Consider the following 17173-nt stretch of genomic DNA (forward strand, 5'->3'; position numbering starts at 1 on the left):
CATAAAATGTTGTTTTTCAGAAATTAGATTTAACTTTGCACTCGAAATCAAAGCGTTCTTTGTATATTGCAAAGTTGTGAAAGAAAAAGAATATAGCTCGTTTCTAAATCGTTAGCAGTTACATTCTTTAAAGTACTTAACTTGCTGATATTCAATCAATAAAAGATTTTGTTGTGACTCAAGCAATGGAATGAAAATGGCTTGGTGATTCCTGCCTTCTTCAACCATGCTTTAAGGGGATGGTTAATCATGCTGCGCTTCAATCCCTTGAACACGATACCCGTGCTTGGTTCACCACATAGTTCGTATGCCTCGTTGCTGATAGGCAAGGTTGCCTCGGTCTGAGTCTTCTGGGTACGAATACGCAAGCAATAGCCTTGGTCGGGAGCTATCTCGAAGTCTTCCCAACGCAATTTTAAGATGTCGCTGATTCGCAATCCTGTGAGGCAAGCAAAGAGGGAGGCAGACTTCAGTACAGGTATATCGCAAGGAGTAGCTGCCAACTGCTTTACTTCATCAAGGGTAAGAAACTCCTTCTTTACATCTTGTGGCTCAATCTTGTCCAGATAGTCATTGATGTTCTCACGCAGCCACTTGTCACGATAGGCGATTTTTAAGAGACCACGGAAAGTAGAGTAGTAACCTGCTGCAGAGTTGAGAGATACCTTTTGTTTTGTTCGATTCAACTGATTTGCATTCAGAAGATACTCTCTGAACTTTTTGCAAAGTTCCACTGTCACATCCCCAAATGTACAATGACCTTGAACAAATTTGAAGAAATGCTTGTAGACACATGTCCACTTGTCATCTTTCTTATGTGTCATCTTCTCAAAGTATGCCAAAAAATCAGCTTTCTGTCGTGTTTTGTCCAAAAAACCAAATTCTTCATTGATGAGTGATTGGGTTCTGATACAACGGATGGCCTCTGCTTTGTTGAGCATATCTGTATTAAACTCACGTTCCATCTCATTCTTTGGATGAGCATAGATATAGATACCTAAATATTCCCTGCGACTCATTTGCATAGTCTCAGGGTTGCGTACTGGTGGATAGAAATCCAAATAAAGAGAAATACGGTCGTTTTTAATCGCTCTTTGGCGAAGAGAAACTCTTGTACATGTATTTACCATGATGTTTACTTTTTATAATGTGATACTTATGTTTCATATATGATCCCGTATTAAGAGATCTTTGAAATCGATTGCAAAATAATAGAGTTATGTAATGGGGTACAACTTAACCTTTTGATAACCGCTAAATAACCTTAGGCTTGCCGATAGCTTTCTCTAAATCTCGCTTGGAAATCTTGATATACTTGCCAATCTTCACCTTTTCAATAGCGTATTTCTTGATACGCTTATAAAGCTGGTCCTGACTTAAACCATACAACTTCATGGCCTCCGGTATTGTATAATAAAGTTGGTCTTCTACGGATTCACCTTTTGCCAATTGTACATGACGCTTGGAATACAGAACATTGTTACCTTCCATTTTTCTTGGAATAGCATTGTGACTAACGAAACTATATACGGCTGTTTTCGTCATACAATATTTCTGTTGAATATCCATAACAGTCATCCATTCACTGATGGTTGGATCTGGAGACAGGTGTGCAAAATAATCATCCACCTCTTTCTTGTTCCAATATACTCTTCCTTGTATGGATATTCTTGAAATCTTGACTTTCTTGACTATCTCATAGATGGCGGTCTCGTAAGTGTTGTGGACTTCTGCAATTTCCTTGGCAGAGTAATATTCTGGAACAGGTAGCTCTCGGTTTGCAAGAACTACTTCTTTTGAAGCACTTTTTTTTGTGGTGTATGGCAAACTATCAACAAGATAATCTATATCTCGCTTTCTGATTAAAGATAAACGAGAAGTAATCTTGGATGCTCGCAACTTACCACTATACACCATATTATATATGGTCTGTCTGCTTAGTCCCAAAAGTATAGCGACCTCTTGAATAGTGAGGTATTCTTTCACGAGGATTTCAGACATGGATTTCTCGGAAGCTTTTCGGTGGCTCATAGTCTCAGCCATCTTTACTTTCTCCTCACGTCTTGCTGCCTTATAGGCATAACTGTTGCATTGCTTGGAGCAATAACGAGTTGTGGATTTTGATGCATAAAAGCTCTTCCCACAATACTCGCAAATTTTTAGAATTCTTTCTTTGCTTGCTGTCATTTGTACGCTTTTTATACTTTTTTACTTAATTTATTGTAGAAAAAGTCGTCTGTCATTACTCCGTTTATTTTCAATAGTCTTATATCATCGTCCATCATTGTCCAAAACTCTCGGCAATCTTGCACTCATTTGCCAAAAATGGAGTCTCAAATTATTACTTTTGAAAAATGGAGGTACAAGAGCGGTACAAAAAGGTGCTAAAAAAGCCTTACCATTGATTATAACCAATAGTAAGGCTAAAAAGAAAGGTGCTCATTTTGAGCACCTTAACTATCATTTGTTGTCGATATTAATCGTTGTTTATCACGACTTACTTCCCGATGCAAAAGTGCTTGAAGATATTATTTAGCGTTTCCTGGCTACTGATCTGTCCGCCAGTGATTTCACCCAACTCTTCCAATACCATTTTCAGATCTTCGGCGATGATGTCGCCGCTCATGCCCATTTCCATCGACTCCAATACTCGGGAGAGGGAATCATGGGCACGGAGAAGGGCCTCGTAGTGGCGGGCACTCGTTATGATGACGTCGTTCTCGGTAATCTCAGGAATATCAGCGGCTTTTACTAATGCCTGCTCCAGGGATGAAACGTTCTCGCCTGTGCGGGCACTGATGAAAAGTGGGGCTTCTGCTTCGCTGGAATCTGAGCCGCAGGAATGGGTGAATTTATCGAACGCAAGTTTATCATTCTCAAGTTTATCCATCTTATTAAATACCACCAGCAGCTTCTTGCCCTGGTTCTTCAGCTTCATCTCCTCGATTTCTGAGGCTGACGGCTGCTCATCCAATAGCCAGATTACTATCTTCGCCTCTTCCATCTTCTGGAAGGTGCGCTCTATTCCGATGTTTTCTACCACATCATCCGTCTTGCGGATTCCGGCTGTGTCAATAAAGCGGAAGGTGATTCCGTCGATGAGGGTGGTGTCTTCGATTACATCTCGGGTGGTTCCGTGAATGTCGCTCACGATTGCCTTCTCCTCGTGGAGCAGACGGTTGAGCAGGGTGCTCTTGCCCACATTCGTCTTGCCTACGATGGCTACGGCTACTCCCTGCTTTAGGGCATTGCCGGTTTCGAAGGAGTGGGCGAGGGTGGTAATCTTGTGATTGATTTCTTCGGCTAGTGCCTGGAGTTCGCTGCGGTCGGCAAACTCCAGTTCTTCGTGGTCGCTGAAGTCGAGCTCCAACTCCAGAAGCGAAGTCATCTTTAATAATTTTTCGCGAAGGAGGGAGAGTTCGTTGCTGAAATGACCCTTCAGTTGGCTGAGCGCCATCTTGTGGGTTGCCTTGTTGGTAGAGGCGATGAGATCAGCTACGGCTTCTGCCTGAGAGAGGTCCATCTTGCCGTTGAGATAGGCACGACGGGTGTATTCGCCCGGTTCTGCCTGGCGACATCCTACCTCCGTAAAGCGATGGAGAACCTGCTGAAGAATGTATCGGCTGCCATGACAGGAAATCTCGGTGGAGTTCTCGCCTGTATAACTGTGGGGTGCACGGAACACGCTCACCAGTACATCATCGATGGTGTTGCCATCCTTATCCTTGATTTCGCCATAATGCAGAGTGTAGGGCTTGGCTTCTTCCAGGGATTTGCCGTTGGCAGACTGGAAGATTTTGTCGGTGAGGGTAATGGCGTCGGAGCCACTGAGTCGGATAATTCCGATAGCACCGCCGGCTGGGGTTGCCAGGGCGCAGATACATTCTTCTTGATTCATTTTTTTATTGTTTAAATTCTATCTAATACAACCTTGATGAGATTGTCGATGGTGCTCTTGTAGCCGGTGTTGGCGCTGAGGGCACGGCGGTTGGCGATGACCATGCAGCAGGTTAATGCCTTATGACCGAGGAGAAGGGAAAGACCGGCGAGGGCAGAACTCTCCATCTCGAAGTTGTTGACGCGCAGACCGTTATACTCGAATGCTTCAATCTTCTGATTAAGTTCCGGGTCGGCAAGTGGGGCACGGAGCTCGCGGCCCTGAGGACCGTAGAAACCGCCACAGGCTATGGTGATTCCACGAACCATATCATCGCCGGCTATCTGGTTGAGCAGTTCCGGATTGTTGTCTACACAGTATGGGTTGCCAATCTGGTCGTTCCATTTTACCTGGCGCTTGAATTCTGCCTCTGTTTCGAGGTCGCAGATTTCGTTGCGACGGGCATAGAAGTTGATGAGTCCGTCGAAACCGATGCTCTTCTGCGAGGCTACGAAGGTTCCGGCAGGGCAGTTGAGCTGCAGGCCGCCGCAGGTTCCGATGCGCACGAGGGTGAGCGTGGTGTGCTCGGGTTTCTCGGTGCGGGTTTTGAAATCGATGTTCTTCAGCGCATCGAGCTCGTTGACTACGATATCGATATTATCGCATCCTATTCCGGTGCTCTGCACAGTGATTCGCTTGCCTTTATATGTGCCGGTGATGGCGTGGAATTCCCGACTTGAAACTTCGCATTCCTTCTCATCGAAATGGGAGGCTACGAGGGCTACGCGACCTGGGTCGCCAACGAGGATTACTTTATCAGCCACTTGTTCCGGGCGAAGATGAAGGTGGAAGCAGCTTCCGTCTTCATTGATAATCAATTCTGATTCTGCAAAATATTTGCTCATGGTTCTTTTGATTTTAAGTTATACATTATTTATATTGGGGCTTTGCGCCCCCTCTGTGTTTAAGATAAGCAAAGATACGAATAAAAAATGAAATGCGATATTTTTTTAATGATTTTAAACAGTAAAAAAACACGAAGGGCAAATCCCGGAAATGGAACTTGCCCTTCTCTTTCAAATCTCTCTTCATTTATATACTAGTTTTTGCTCCACACGCCCTGAAAGGGCAGAAGCTCCTAGCCCAGGGCATCGCCCTGGGTAATTACGGACGCAAACCTGTCGCCCTGTAAGGGCAAAAGCTTTAAAATACCGGGCAATATACAAAGCTTTTGCCCTTACAGGGCGCCTTGCTAATTGCTATTATACCCAGGGCGTTGCCCTGGGCTAGGAGCTTTTGGGCCTTCAGCCCGTACTTAAACCACTTGCTAAACTTGGGTTATGAATTCATAGAGAGCAGGAACTCGTCGTTGTTGCGAGTATGCTGCATGTTCTTGTGGATGGTGCTCATCGCCTCGATAGCGTTCATATCTGACAGATACTTGCGCAGAATCCACATGCGGTCGAGCGTTGTCTTGTCCTGCAGCAGATCGTCGCGACGGGTAGACGAAGAAATGAGGTTGACAGCAGGGAAGATGCGCTTGTTGCTGAGTGAGCGGTCGAGCTGCAACTCCATGTTACCGGTTCCCTTGAACTCCTCGAAGATGACTTCATCCATCTTACTACCTGTATCGATGAGGGCAGTAGCGATGATGGTGAGCGAACCGCCGCCTTCGATGTTACGCGCAGCACCGAAGAAACGCTTAGGCTTCTGGAGGGCGTTTGCATCCACACCACCGGTGAGCACCTTACCAGATGCAGGAGCTGTGGTGTTGTAGGCACGGGCGAGACGGGTGATAGAATCGAGGAAGATGACAACATCGTGTCCGCATTCTACCATTCTCTTAGCCTTCTCGAGCACGATTCCGGCAATCTTGACATGGCGCTCTGCTGGCTCGTCGAAGGTAGAGGCGATAACCTCTGCATTCACGGTGCGGGCCATGTCGGTAACCTCCTCAGGACGCTCGTCGATGAGCAGCATCATGAGGTAAGCCTCAGGATGGTTGGCTGCGATGGCGTTGGCAATATCCTTCATGAGGATGGTCTTACCGGTCTTAGGCTGAGCCACGATGAGCGCACGCTGACCCTTACCGATTGGCGAGAAGAGGTCTACGATGCGGGTGCTGAGATTGGTGGTGCGGCGGTCGCCACAGAGATTGAACTTCTCATCAGGGAAGAGTGGGGTGAGGTGCTCGAAAGGAACACGGTCACGAACCTCTGACGGGTCACGGCCATTGATCTTGATGATGCTGGTGAGCGGGAAGTATTTCTCGCCCTCGTGAGGCGGACGCACCTTGCACTCGATGACATCGCCAGTCTTCAGACCGAACTTCTTGACGAAGTTGGATGCTACATAAACATCGTCCGGTGAAGAAAGGTAATTGTAATCGCTGCTGCGCAGGAATCCGTAGCCCTCTGAAATCACTTCGAGCACACCGTTGGATTTCACGAGATTGCTGAAATCGTAGGCTGGTGCTTCCTGCTTGTTCTTGGCTGCAGGGGCAGCAGGTGTGTGCTGGTGAGAAGTCTGCGGAGTGGTAGGACGGTCGAAGATATCGACAGTAGGAATGGCAGCCTGGTCTTCGATAGGAATGTCGACTACCAGGATGAAATCGGTTCCATCGCCCGGATCACCCTTCCAGGTTCCGTCTGCATCGAGTTCTACCTTCATACCTTCAGTATAGTGGATAGGAGCTGACTCCTGTTTCTTATCGGTTGCAGTTTTTTCAGTAGCTTTTTCCTTTGCCTCCTCAGCTGGAGCCGGAGCTGCTGCCGGAGCCGGAGCTGCTGCGTTCTGTGCATTCATCTTAGCCTGGAGCATCGCCTGCAAATCGCCGCTGATGTTAGCGCTCTCAGCGTTTCCGGCAGAGAACTGCTCTTCAGGAACGGCAACTTGCTCAGGAGCAGTCTGCTGGTTATCGGCTGTTGCCTCTTCCGGCTGTTCTGCCTCAGTAGCAGCCTGCTGGTTAGCCGTCTCCTGTGCATCTTTCGCCATCTGCGCTTCTAGCTCGGCTTTTACCGCCTGATGCTTTCTGATGGCAGCTGCTCTGGCTTCTGCAATGGCTTCGAGTTCTGCCTTACTTCTTCTGCCGCGGTGTTTCGGGAAGTTGGCAAGTACCTGAGCCTCGATGTCTTCGCCTGATTGGTTTAGAGTCTGCTTCTGGGCAGCTGATTGTAAACTCTGCTCTGCCGGGCTGAACTGGATTTCTTCCTCAACCGCTGGGGCTGGGGCAGTTTCGCTCATAGCCTGAGGAGCAGTCTCGCCGCCGTTAGGACCCAATACCTGGTTCTTCTGCACGTCGAAATTCTCTCCTTCATTACCGTGTACGGAATAAACACGGTCTTCTTTCTTGGTTGCAATGCGGGTGCGCTTGCGCTTAGGGGCTGCTTCAGGAGCTGGCTGTTCTGCCTGGGCGTCGAGAATGGCATAGACGATAGTTTCCTTGTTATCGCTCTTCTTTACCTTGACTCCCAGTTCCTTGGCAATGTCCTTCAACTGAACGACACTCTTTGCTTGTAATTCTTCTTTGCTATACATATATTATATATTGTATATTAATGATTTTTTTCTGAAATGTCGCGTTTCTGAATGGAAACACGGTATTGATTGATAAATTCGTGTGCAAAGATAATTAAAAAATTTGTTTCTGCCAAATATTTTGCCTATCTTTGCACAAAAAAAATAAAAATGGCTAGTCAAATACCCTATTTAGACGTTCAAAACCTCACCAAACGCTTTGGTGCACAGGTTCTTTTTGATAATATTTCCTTCTCTATCGCTGAAGGACAGAAAGTGGGACTCGTGGCGAGAAACGGCACGGGAAAGTCTACGCTCATGTCGGTGCTGATGGATAAAGAGGGACACGAGAGCGGAGACATCATCTACCGACGCGACTTGAAGGTGGGCTATCTGGAGCAGGCGCCGCAGTTTGATCCGGAAGAAAGTGTGCTGCAGGCGTGCTTCAATCATGAGGATGATCCGGAGAAGGTGCTGAAGGCGAAACAGATTCTCACCCAGCTGCACATTACCAACCTGGAACAGCCGATGGGACAGCTCAGCGGCGGACAGCAGAAGCGAGTGGCGCTGGCGAATGTGCTGATTACGGAACCCGACTTCCTGATGCTGGACGAGCCGACCAACCACCTGGACCTGGAGATGATAGAGTGGCTGGAAGGTTATCTGAACCGCGGCAACAAGACCATCTTCATGGTTACGCACGACCGATTCTTCCTGGACAAGGTGTGCAATACGATTCTGGAACTCGACGACCGCACCATCTACACCTACCGCGGCAATTATGCCTATTATCTGGAGAAGAGGCAGGAGAGAATGGACAATCTGAGAGCCGAAATTCAGCACTCGAAGAATCTCTACCGCAGGGAACTCGACTGGATGCGCCGTCAGCCTCAGGCTCGCGGACACAAGGCAAAATACCGCGAGGATGCTTTCTACGAGCTGGAGAAGGTGGCGAAGCAGCGCATCGAAGACAGGCAGGTAAGGCTGAAGGCTTCTACCGTTTATATAGGTTCGAAGATTTTTGAATGCCAGTATGTGAGCAAGGCTTTCGACGACAGGGGACAGAAGAAGGTGATTCTCGACAACTTCTACTACAACTTTGCCCGCTTCGAGAAGATGGGTATTGTGGGTAATAACGGAACGGGAAAATCGACCTTCATCAAGATGTTGCTGGGCGAAGTTCAGCCCGACAGCGGCAAGTTTGACATCGGCGAGACGGTTCGCTTCGGCTATTTCTCGCAGGAGGGACTGAAATTCCGTGAAGACCAGAAGGTGATTGACGTGATTACGGAGATTGCTGATTATATAGATCTGGGCGGCGGCAAGCACATGACGGCTTCGCAGTTTCTGCAGTTCTTCCTCTTTACGCCCGAGGAGCAGCACAACTACGTTTACAAGCTGAGCGGCGGCGAGAAGCGCAAGCTTTACCTCTGTACGGTGCTGATGAGGAATCCGAACTTCCTGGTGCTGGACGAGCCGACCAACGACCTCGACATCCAGACGCTGCAGGTACTGGAAGAATATCTTCAGGATTTTGCGGGTTGCGTCATCGTGGTGAGCCACGACCGCTATTTCATGGACAAGGTAGTAGACCATCTGCTGGTTTTCAAGGGCGAAGGCGAAATACAGGATTTCCCAGGCAACTATACGCAGTACAGGGAATGGAGCCGGATGCAGGCGAAGGACGAGGCGGAACAGGCGAAACCGGCAAAGAGCGGAAATGCAACGGCAGAAAACGACGGAGCTGGCACGGCCAAGCGCGACGCCAATTTTGAGAACAAGCGCAAGATGAGCTACAAGGAGAAGCGCGAATATGAGCAGCTGACCCAGGAAATAGATGCGCTGACCGAGGAACAGAAGAAGCTGGAAGAGGAACTCTGCAGCGGAAATCTATCGGTTGAGGAACTGACAGAGAAAAGCAAGCGCCTGCCTGAAATCAAGGATGAACTTGATGAGAAGGAAATGAGATGGCTGGAACTGGCTGAAATGCTCTAGACTTTGAGCTTTGAGCGTTGAACATTGAACTTTATGATCAGTTGATGTGTGGCCGTTAATAATAAATATTTATAAAAGAAAAATAGAAAGAATGGAAATTAAGAAATCAGAATTTACAATATCGGCTCCACGAGTGAGCATGTGTCCGAAAGATACGAAGGCTGAATATGCTTTCATTGGCAGAAGTAATGTGGGAAAATCGAGCCTTATCAACATGCTCTGCAACCACAAGGGTTTGGCTAAGACTTCAGCCACACCGGGTAAAACGCTGCTTATCAACCACTTCATCATCAACAATGAATGGTATCTGGTTGACCTTCCTGGCTATGGCTTCGCCAAGCGTTCGAAGACCGTACAGAAGCAGCTGGAACAAATGATAAGCAGTTATATTCTGCAGCGCCAGCAGTTGGCTAATGTCTTTGTGCTCATTGACGTGCGCCACGACCAGCAGAAGATAGACCGCGAGTTTGTAGACTGGCTGGGCGAGAGCGGCGTTCCTTTCTGCATCGTCTTTACCAAGGCCGACAAGTTGGGTCCGGTCAAGGCTCGCATGAATGCGGAGAAATGGATGCATGCGCTGGAAGACCGCTGGGAAGCACTTCCACCTTATTTCATTACCAGTAGTGAAAAGAAGATGGGACGCGACGAGGTGCTCGACTATATTGACGAAATCAACAAATCGCTCGCCGGAGAATAATCTTTCGGGAGAGAATAAACCAACAGAGAATGAAACAGATTAATTGGGGATTTATCGGCTGCGGAGAAGTAACCGAAAAGAAAAGCGGACCGGCTTTCAACGAAGTGGAGGGTTCGCAGGTGGTGGCTGTGATGAGCCGAAGCGAGAACAAGGCACGCAGCTATGCTGAGCGCCATCATGTGCGCAAATGGTACACGGATGCATCGGAATTGATAGAAGACCCCGATGTGAATGCTGTTTACATCGCCACGCCACCTTCTTCTCACGCCATCTTTGCCATCATGGCGATGCGTGCGGGCAAACCCTGCTATATAGAGAAACCGCTGGCAGCGAGCTACAACGACTGCATCCGCATCAACCGCATCAGCGAGCAGACGGGTGTTCCCTGCTTCGTAGCTTACTATCGCCGTTATCTTCCTTACTTCCAGAAGGTGAAGGAGATTATCGAGAGCGGAACCATCGGTAACGTGGTGAATGTTCAGGTGCGCTTCTCGGTTCCTCCGCGCGATCTCGACTTTCAGAGCGGCAAGGAAATGCCTTGGCGACTGCAGCCGGATATTGCTGGCGGCGGCTATTTCTACGACCTGGCTCCTCATCAGATAGATTTGCTCCAGAATCTGTTTGGTGTGATTACCCGTGCGCACGGCTATCCTGCCAACAGAGCGCATCTTTATCAGGCTGAAGATACGCTCTCGGCGTGCTTCTTCTTTGAGAGTGGAATTCCGGGCAGCGGAAGCTGGTGCTTCGTGGGACATGAGAGTGCGAAGGAAGACTGCATCGAGGTGATTGGCGAGAAAGGTTCGCTCTCATTCTCGGTGTTCACTTACCAGCCGATAGAAGTGATTACGAGCGAAGGAAAGAACTTGATTACGGTTCCGAATCCGCCTTATGTGCAGCTGCCGCTCATCAAGAGTGTGATTCAGCATCTACAGGGAATAGGAAAATGCGACTGCACCAGCGTTTCGGCTACGGCTGTCAACTGGGTGCTGGACCGAGTATTGTGGAAGAACTGATTTTTTACAAAATCATCATCAGGATTAGAGCGTAAGTTATGAAGAGATGTTTCTGTATAGTAGGATTTATCTGTTCCCTTGCCTGCACTTCGGCAAGGGCAGGGGAGTCCGTGGATTCTACCATGCTGGGAACGCTCTTCAACAAGACGATGTTCATGTCCAATTCCCAGGACAGCCTCGTGAAAGAGCGCCATCGCAAAACCTTCTTCCATCAGGTGGGAGATGTGTTCACCCGGTTCTTCAGAGAATTCAACAGTACGGATTCGGCTTATATAGAAGACCAGCATTACAATTATACGGTGATGCTGCAGAACACCAATACCTACGAGGAATATACGCTCAGAAACAGCGAAGGACAGAGCATTTCCTTCTCGCCTGATCCTTCTTACCGCCTGGGGCCTTATCTGGGCTGGCGATGGGTGTTTCTGGGTTATACGTTCGACCTGAAGCACATTAATTTCAGGAATAACCACACTAATAAAAAGGAGTTTGACCTGAGCCTCTACAGCAGTCTGCTGGGAATAGACCTGTTCTGGCGACAGACGGGAAATGACTATCATGTTCAGCGGATGAATCTGGGTGAGCACATCGATTGTGCCCCTATCCGCAAGGCTCCTTTCGACGGTTTCAAATCGAGCATCAAGGGATTCAATCTTTATTACATCTTCAACCATCGCCGCTTCTCTTATCCTGCTGCCTATTCGCAGAGTACGGTGCAGCGGAGAAGTGCCGGTTCCATGCTTCTGGGAATAGGTTACACGGAGCATGAACTGGAGGTGAACTGGGATAAATTGACCAATCTTGTAGATGAAAAGCTGAATAAAAATCTGACAAACGGGGGAACTCCGGAAGCCAAGATAGACAGTTCGCTGATGTTCAGCAAGGTGAAATACAGCGATGTGAACGTAACCTGCGGCTATGCTTACAACTGGGTTTTCGCCAAGAACTGGCTCTTCAACGCTTCGCTCTCGGTAGGTGTGGCTTACAACCGCTCGAAATCGGATAATGAAAGGGAACATCTGGACATTACCAACTTCAGTTTCAAGAATGTGAACCTGGATGGAATAGGCCGCTTCGGTATTGTGTGGAACAACACGCATTGGTACGCGGGCGCCAGCACCATCATCCATTCCTACAACTATAAGAAAAAACAGTTTTCTACCAACAATTCGTTTGGCTCACTCAATATTTATGTGGGTGTGAACTTCGGCAGGAAACGTCATCATTAACATATAAAAAGAGAAGAGATGAAAATATTTACGAAAATGGCAGCTGTCGTGCTGGCTTGCGTGCTGGCTGTTCCGGGAGAAGCCAGGGTGAATGTGGTTTATCAGCGGCAGGACAGTCTGCGGATTGTAGGACTGCTGCAGCAGGCAAGGGCTATGAAGAAGAAACCAGCCAGTTGGATGCTCTGGTTCGGCAAGCAGATGGCGGGCGTTCCTTATGTGGGCGGCACGCTGGACCGGACGAAGGAAGAGGTGCTCATCGTGAACACCCGTGAGCTAGACTGCACCACATACGTAGAGATGGTTACGGCGCTCACCCTGTGCGCCAAGAAGAACGAGACTTCTTTCTCGGCTTTCTGTGAACATCTCCGAAATGTGCGTTATGTGGGCGGAGAGATTTCCTATGTGAAGCGCCAGCATTATTTCACGATCTGGATGGATGCAAACGAGCGCGAGGGAATCGTGAAGAATATTGCGCCCAATCCTCCTTTCTCGGCTGTTCAGACCGTGAACATCAACTGGATGAGTACGCATGTTTCGAGCTATAAGATGCTTAAGGCTCATCCGGAATGGATATCGGGAATCAGAAAACTGGAACAGAGTGTGAACGGCAAGCGTTACCGTTATGTTCCGAAGGGCAAGATTGCCAACACGGCAGTTTTCCGCAACGCTATTCACGATGGTGACATTATCGCCATCATTACCAACAAGAAGGGTCTCGACACGACCCACATCGGTATTGCTTCCTGGCACAAAGACGGATTACATCTGCTCAACGCAAGCAGCATTCACAAGAAGGTGATTGATGAACCGATGACACTTTATACTTACATGCACAAACATCCGGTGCAGATAGGAATCAGGGTTTGCAGAGTTCAGTAAAAAAATATTAGAAAAGAAAAGATAAATGGAAGAGAAAAAGAATTTTGAAGCTATCTTCAAGGAAGATCTTTATCAATATCTGCTGGGTATTGATAAGGTAGATGCTCATTTGCCGGAAGCTCCGGATTTGGAAGAGCTGTGGCAGAAAGTAGGCGAGAGTTATCTGCCTGATGCGATTCGCGAGTTTGCCAAATATCCTACGGTTTCATTGGGTTGGATCATGTATGTAGGAATGGCGCTTGCCAAGTATTGGGATGAGGATTGGGAACTCTACAGCAAGGTAGAGAATCATTATGAATATCTTCGTGATAGAATAGATTTCGACCACATGGATGATTACATCTGCGAAAAGGTTCTGCTGCTGAATGAGGAAGCGCATAAGGCTGTTACGAATGTAGTGGCAGAATGTGCTTCGCGCTCTTACAGCAAGCTGATTCATCTGAATCTGCAGCCTGGAAGCGAGGAAGCCTTCCGTGGTTTCGTTGCTGCCCTTCACCAGATGTTCCTCATGGGAATAGCCGTAGAGCTAAAAATGCTGGGTTACCACATGACTAAAATGTAAAAGAAAGTCCGTAGGCGTTCTGTTAAAATGCCTACGGACTTTCTTACTTATTACTAAAATAATTACTTCATTTTCTTGAGATATTCTCCAGCGCGGGAATCGCCGAGTTCCTGGGCTTTCTTCAGGTTCTTGATGGCCTCTTCCTTATTTCCTTTCTCCTTCTGGAGCAGTCCTAAGAGAAGGTAGCCGTCAGCATATTCAGGAGCCAACTCTATGCAATGGGTGGCTGCGCTGATTCCTTCATCATAACGCTTTACACGCAAGTCGAGACTTGCCCATTCTGCAAAATAAGTAGGCTCTTTAGGAGCCAGGTAACAGGTGCGGGCAATATCAAGCAGGGCTGGCTGCCACATGCGTAACTTGGTTTCGCATTGGTAACGGGTGTAGAAGAAGGCTGGCGAAACAGGACGGGCAATGGAATCGTACATATTATAATCCTGAATAGCGCGGCGGAATTCACCCTGCTCCTTCAGAAATTCTCCACGTGCCAGATAATAATTCGCAACCATTCCGATCTTGTTTCCAACGCTTACCGCACTATCGAGCAAAACCTCAATCTCCTTGGCTGGAGCCTTGAGATTCTTCTTAGCCTGGGCAGCCTCAAAATAGAGTTCGCCGCTGAGAAGTGAAGTATTGGTCAAATCCATGAAAGTATCGTACGCTTTCTGATACTCACCCTTTACAAAATTAATCTGCGCTTCCTGATGGCGGTAAATAGGCTGAGCCTTGATTTCGTATGCCTTTTGAGCCTCAGCTATGGCCTTATCAAGCGTCCAGTCCTTATAAACAGAATCGCCCTTGTAAATAATCTTCTGATAAATCAGGTCGGCATAGTTGGAATGAGCCTCATCCTTGGCAGCCGATTTCTTAATGCCTTCTTCCATCAGTTTGGCAGCTGCATCATATTCGGCCTTATCCGTCAGATAAGCGGCTTTCTCCTTGTAACCGAAGGCTGAAGTAGGGAATTTGCTGATAAACTCATCGCTATATTTCGCATACTCATCAGCTGTAGTCTGGCCTTTCTTCAGAGTCATCATCGTCATCGCTTCGTTCTCTGTATCAGGAAGAGCTGTACGGATGGTGGTTTCGCGAAGTGCTGCGTCAAGACTCGAAAGACCGGTTACCTTCAGCTGCTTGGCGTAGTTGGCGTCGATGGCCGTTACCTGACCATTGCTGTGCATCAGACCGATGACCTGGCCGTTCTTGTTGGCAAACGGACAACCTACTGCATTTTCGGGAGCACTATTCGAGAAGATGTAATAGTTGTACGTAGTCTTGAACTTCTCCACGCTGCTGATGTCCTCCTGCTGGTAAGCCGGCTTCTTGATAGAATAAGGAACCAGCCAGACCTTGTCACCAGCAGCCGATTCCTTGGTTGCGATAGGGGCTGCAACTGTAGAGGCGTTGATGCGGAATTTAGCCACATCATAGAGTTCATCGGCTCCCATGATGGCCTCAACAGGAATCGATTTGCCGGAAGCGTCAACAACGCTAGCCTTTACAGCTCCGACAAATGGTTTGAAGGTGCTGATAGCCGTTCCCTTGTTGTCGATAAAAACACCTTGTGTAGAGGCGATAATGTCGCCTTTCTGATTGAAAGTAGTCAAGGTGAAAACGCTCTTAGCCAGTTTCTGGACCGAACCCGGCTGGGCATAGAGGGACGATGCTCCGAGCATCAGTCCCATCATGATCATATTTATTTTTTTCATAATCTTATTTGTGTTGCTTGTGTTTATTGAGCAACTCCTTAGCATTTGCCAGGGCAGCAGGCGTAATGTCGCTTCCGCTGAGCATCTGGGCGATTTCTTCTATGCGCTGCTGCTCGTTGAGTTCCTTCATGTGAGAAAGAGTTCCCTCTTCGGTTTCTTCTTTCAGAACCTTGTAATGATAGGTTCCCATGGAAGCAATCTGCGGCAGGTGGGTGATGGAAATAACCTGGCGGTTCAAATTGCCCATCTCTGTCATGATTTCCGCCATCTTTTCAGCAATCTTACCGCTTACTCCCGTGTCGATTTCATCGAAGATGATGGTTGGCAGTTTTACGGCGCCGCTGATCATGGCCTTCAGAGAAAGCATGACGCGGGCGATTTCTCCACCGGAAGCAACCTGACTCACCGGCTGGAGAAGCGTGCTCTTGTTGGCGCTGAACAGGAAATTGACCTTGTCAACACCATCAGAACTGAGCGGCTTGGCGGAGAATGAAATTTCGAAGCGGACGTTTGGAATTCCCAGAGGAATGAGACGTTTCTTCATTTCTTCTTCTATCTTTCTTGCCGATTTCGTTCGGATGGCAGTCAGTTCACCAGCCAGCTTTTCAGCCTTGGCAAGCAGAAGGCCAACTTGCTTTTCCTGTTCTTCTATGTCTTCATCTCCATTATCTATGTGCTGCAACTGTTCGTTGATTCGCTCGCGAGTGGCGATGAGTTCCTCTACATTTTCCACATGGAATTTCTGCTGGAGCGAGTAGAGCTGGTCAAGCCGGGAATTGATGGTTTCAAGCCGGTTCGGGTCGAACTCTATATTGTCAACGCTTCCGCTTATTTCCTGGGCAATATCCTTGAGTTCTATATAGCTGCTCTGCATTCGCTCAGCCACCTCTTTCACATCCGGATAAACCTCCTTGATGTTGTCAATCTGCTGGGCTGCATTCTTCAGTTTGTCGAGAATACTGCCGTCTTCGCCCGAGAGTGCATTATCTGCCTCATAGAGCGCAGTCTTGATGTCTTCAGAATGGCTCAGGGTTTCTGCTTCCTGTTCCAGTTGCTCAAGTTCGCCTTCCTGCAGGTTTGCGTCATCCAGTTCCTTAAACTGGAAGCGCATGAATTCCTCGTTCTCCCTGTTCTTTGCGATTTCTGCTTTCAGGTCTTCCAGCTGCTGCTTAGCCTTTTTATAGTTCTTGTATTCGGCAAGATAAGCCTTCTTCTGCTTTTCATCGTGGGCAATAATGTCGACCACGCTGAGCTGGAAGTCTTCCTTCTGCAGTAGGAGATTCTGGTGCTGCGAATGAATATCGACGAGCTGTTCGCCCAGTTCTCTCATCTTGCTCAGGGGGACGGGCGTGTCGTTGATGAAGGCACGGCTCTTTCCGGCAGCAGTCAGTTCGCGGCGGATGATGGTGTCTTCTGCATCATAATCAATATCGTTAGCATCGAAGAAATCCTGCATTCCGTATTTTGACAGGTCGAAGTGGGCTTCAATCACGCATCGGTCTCTTCCTGCCTTGATGGCCTTGCTGTCAGCACGGTTGCCCAGGAGCAGTCCGATGGCTCCGAGAATGATGCTCTTTCCGGCACCCGTCTCGCCCGTGATGACTGAGAATCCTGGATAAAGAGGAATGTCCAACTCGTCAATCAACGTGAAATTCTTGATGTATAATTGCTTGAGCATAATTTATTATCTTATTGT

Annotated in this window: 13 protein-coding genes; 6 read left to right on the forward strand and 7 right to left on the reverse strand. The window is 48.0% G+C overall.

Annotation, left to right across the window (positions count from 1 at the left end; all coding sequences use genetic code 11):
* Positions 1-155 precede the first annotated feature (155 nt).
* The 5 genes from NNC77_RS10115 to rho all read right to left on the reverse strand — a co-directional run bounded on the left by NNC77_RS10115 (position 156) and on the right by rho (position 7414).
* Positions 156-1130: a site-specific integrase gene (locus NNC77_RS10115; RefSeq protein WP_118192640.1), complete on the reverse strand. Its 975-nt coding sequence runs from the start codon at positions 1128-1130 to the stop codon at positions 156-158.
* Positions 1131-1254: 124 nt separating this feature from the next.
* Complete coding sequence (locus tag NNC77_RS10120) at positions 1255-2187, reverse strand: helix-turn-helix domain-containing protein (protein ID WP_254970774.1); 933 nt, start codon at positions 2185-2187, stop codon at positions 1255-1257.
* Positions 2188-2497: 310 nt separating this feature from the next.
* Complete coding sequence (mnmE, locus tag NNC77_RS10125) at positions 2498-3898, reverse strand: tRNA uridine-5-carboxymethylaminomethyl(34) synthesis GTPase MnmE (RefSeq protein ID WP_254970775.1); 1401 nt, start codon at positions 3896-3898, stop codon at positions 2498-2500.
* Positions 3899-3909: 11 nt separating this feature from the next.
* Positions 3910-4782: a nucleoside phosphorylase gene (locus NNC77_RS10130; RefSeq protein WP_006846571.1), complete on the reverse strand. Its 873-nt coding sequence runs from the start codon at positions 4780-4782 to the stop codon at positions 3910-3912.
* Between the two features lie 433 nt (positions 4783-5215).
* Positions 5216-7414, reverse strand: a complete 2199-nt coding sequence (gene rho, locus NNC77_RS10135) for a transcription termination factor Rho (RefSeq protein ID WP_254970777.1) — start codon at positions 7412-7414, stop codon at positions 5216-5218.
* A 150-nt stretch (positions 7415-7564) separates the two neighbouring features.
* Here rho and NNC77_RS10140 point away from each other — a divergent pair, with 150 nt between their 5' ends.
* From NNC77_RS10140 to NNC77_RS10165, 6 genes are all read left to right on the forward strand, one after another.
* The gene (locus tag NNC77_RS10140; protein ID WP_118152428.1) at positions 7565-9388 is read left to right on the forward strand and encodes an ABC-F family ATP-binding cassette domain-containing protein; all 1824 of its coding nucleotides are present in this window, start codon (positions 7565-7567) and stop codon (positions 9386-9388) included.
* A gap of 91 nt (positions 9389-9479) precedes the next feature.
* On the forward strand, positions 9480-10085 hold the full coding sequence (yihA, locus tag NNC77_RS10145) for a ribosome biogenesis GTP-binding protein YihA/YsxC (RefSeq protein WP_022120663.1): 606 nt from the start codon (positions 9480-9482) through the stop codon (positions 10083-10085).
* 29 nt (positions 10086-10114) lie between these two features.
* Positions 10115-11098 (forward strand): Gfo/Idh/MocA family protein, encoded by a 984-nt coding sequence (locus tag NNC77_RS10150; protein ID WP_118152430.1) that lies wholly within the window; start codon positions 10115-10117, stop codon positions 11096-11098.
* A 155-nt stretch (positions 11099-11253) separates the two neighbouring features.
* On the forward strand, positions 11254-12327 hold the full coding sequence (locus NNC77_RS10155; RefSeq protein ID WP_118152488.1) for a DUF4421 domain-containing protein: 1074 nt from the start codon (positions 11254-11256) through the stop codon (positions 12325-12327).
* Positions 12328-12345: 18 nt separating this feature from the next.
* Entirely contained in the window at positions 12346-13206 is an 861-nt protein-coding gene (locus NNC77_RS10160) for an N-acetylmuramoyl-L-alanine amidase-like domain-containing protein (RefSeq protein ID WP_119227526.1), read from the forward strand.
* Positions 13207-13231: 25 nt separating this feature from the next.
* Entirely contained in the window at positions 13232-13768 is a 537-nt protein-coding gene (locus NNC77_RS10165; protein WP_117694203.1) for a hypothetical protein, read from the forward strand.
* Between the two features lie 62 nt (positions 13769-13830).
* On the opposite strand, the gene NNC77_RS10170 is transcribed toward NNC77_RS10165, so the two are convergent.
* Both NNC77_RS10170 and recN read right to left on the reverse strand, forming a co-directional pair.
* Positions 13831-15477: a tetratricopeptide repeat protein gene (locus tag NNC77_RS10170; RefSeq protein ID WP_118152434.1), complete on the reverse strand. Its 1647-nt coding sequence runs from the start codon at positions 15475-15477 to the stop codon at positions 13831-13833.
* 4 nt (positions 15478-15481) lie between these two features.
* Complete coding sequence (gene recN, locus NNC77_RS10175; RefSeq protein WP_254970780.1) at positions 15482-17155, reverse strand: DNA repair protein RecN; 1674 nt, start codon at positions 17153-17155, stop codon at positions 15482-15484.
* Between the last annotated feature and the right edge of the window lie 18 nt (positions 17156-17173).

The sequence above is a fragment of the Segatella copri genome (genome assembly GCF_024330485.1).
In the GTDB taxonomy this organism is placed as follows: domain Bacteria; phylum Bacteroidota; class Bacteroidia; order Bacteroidales; family Bacteroidaceae; genus Prevotella; species Prevotella copri_L.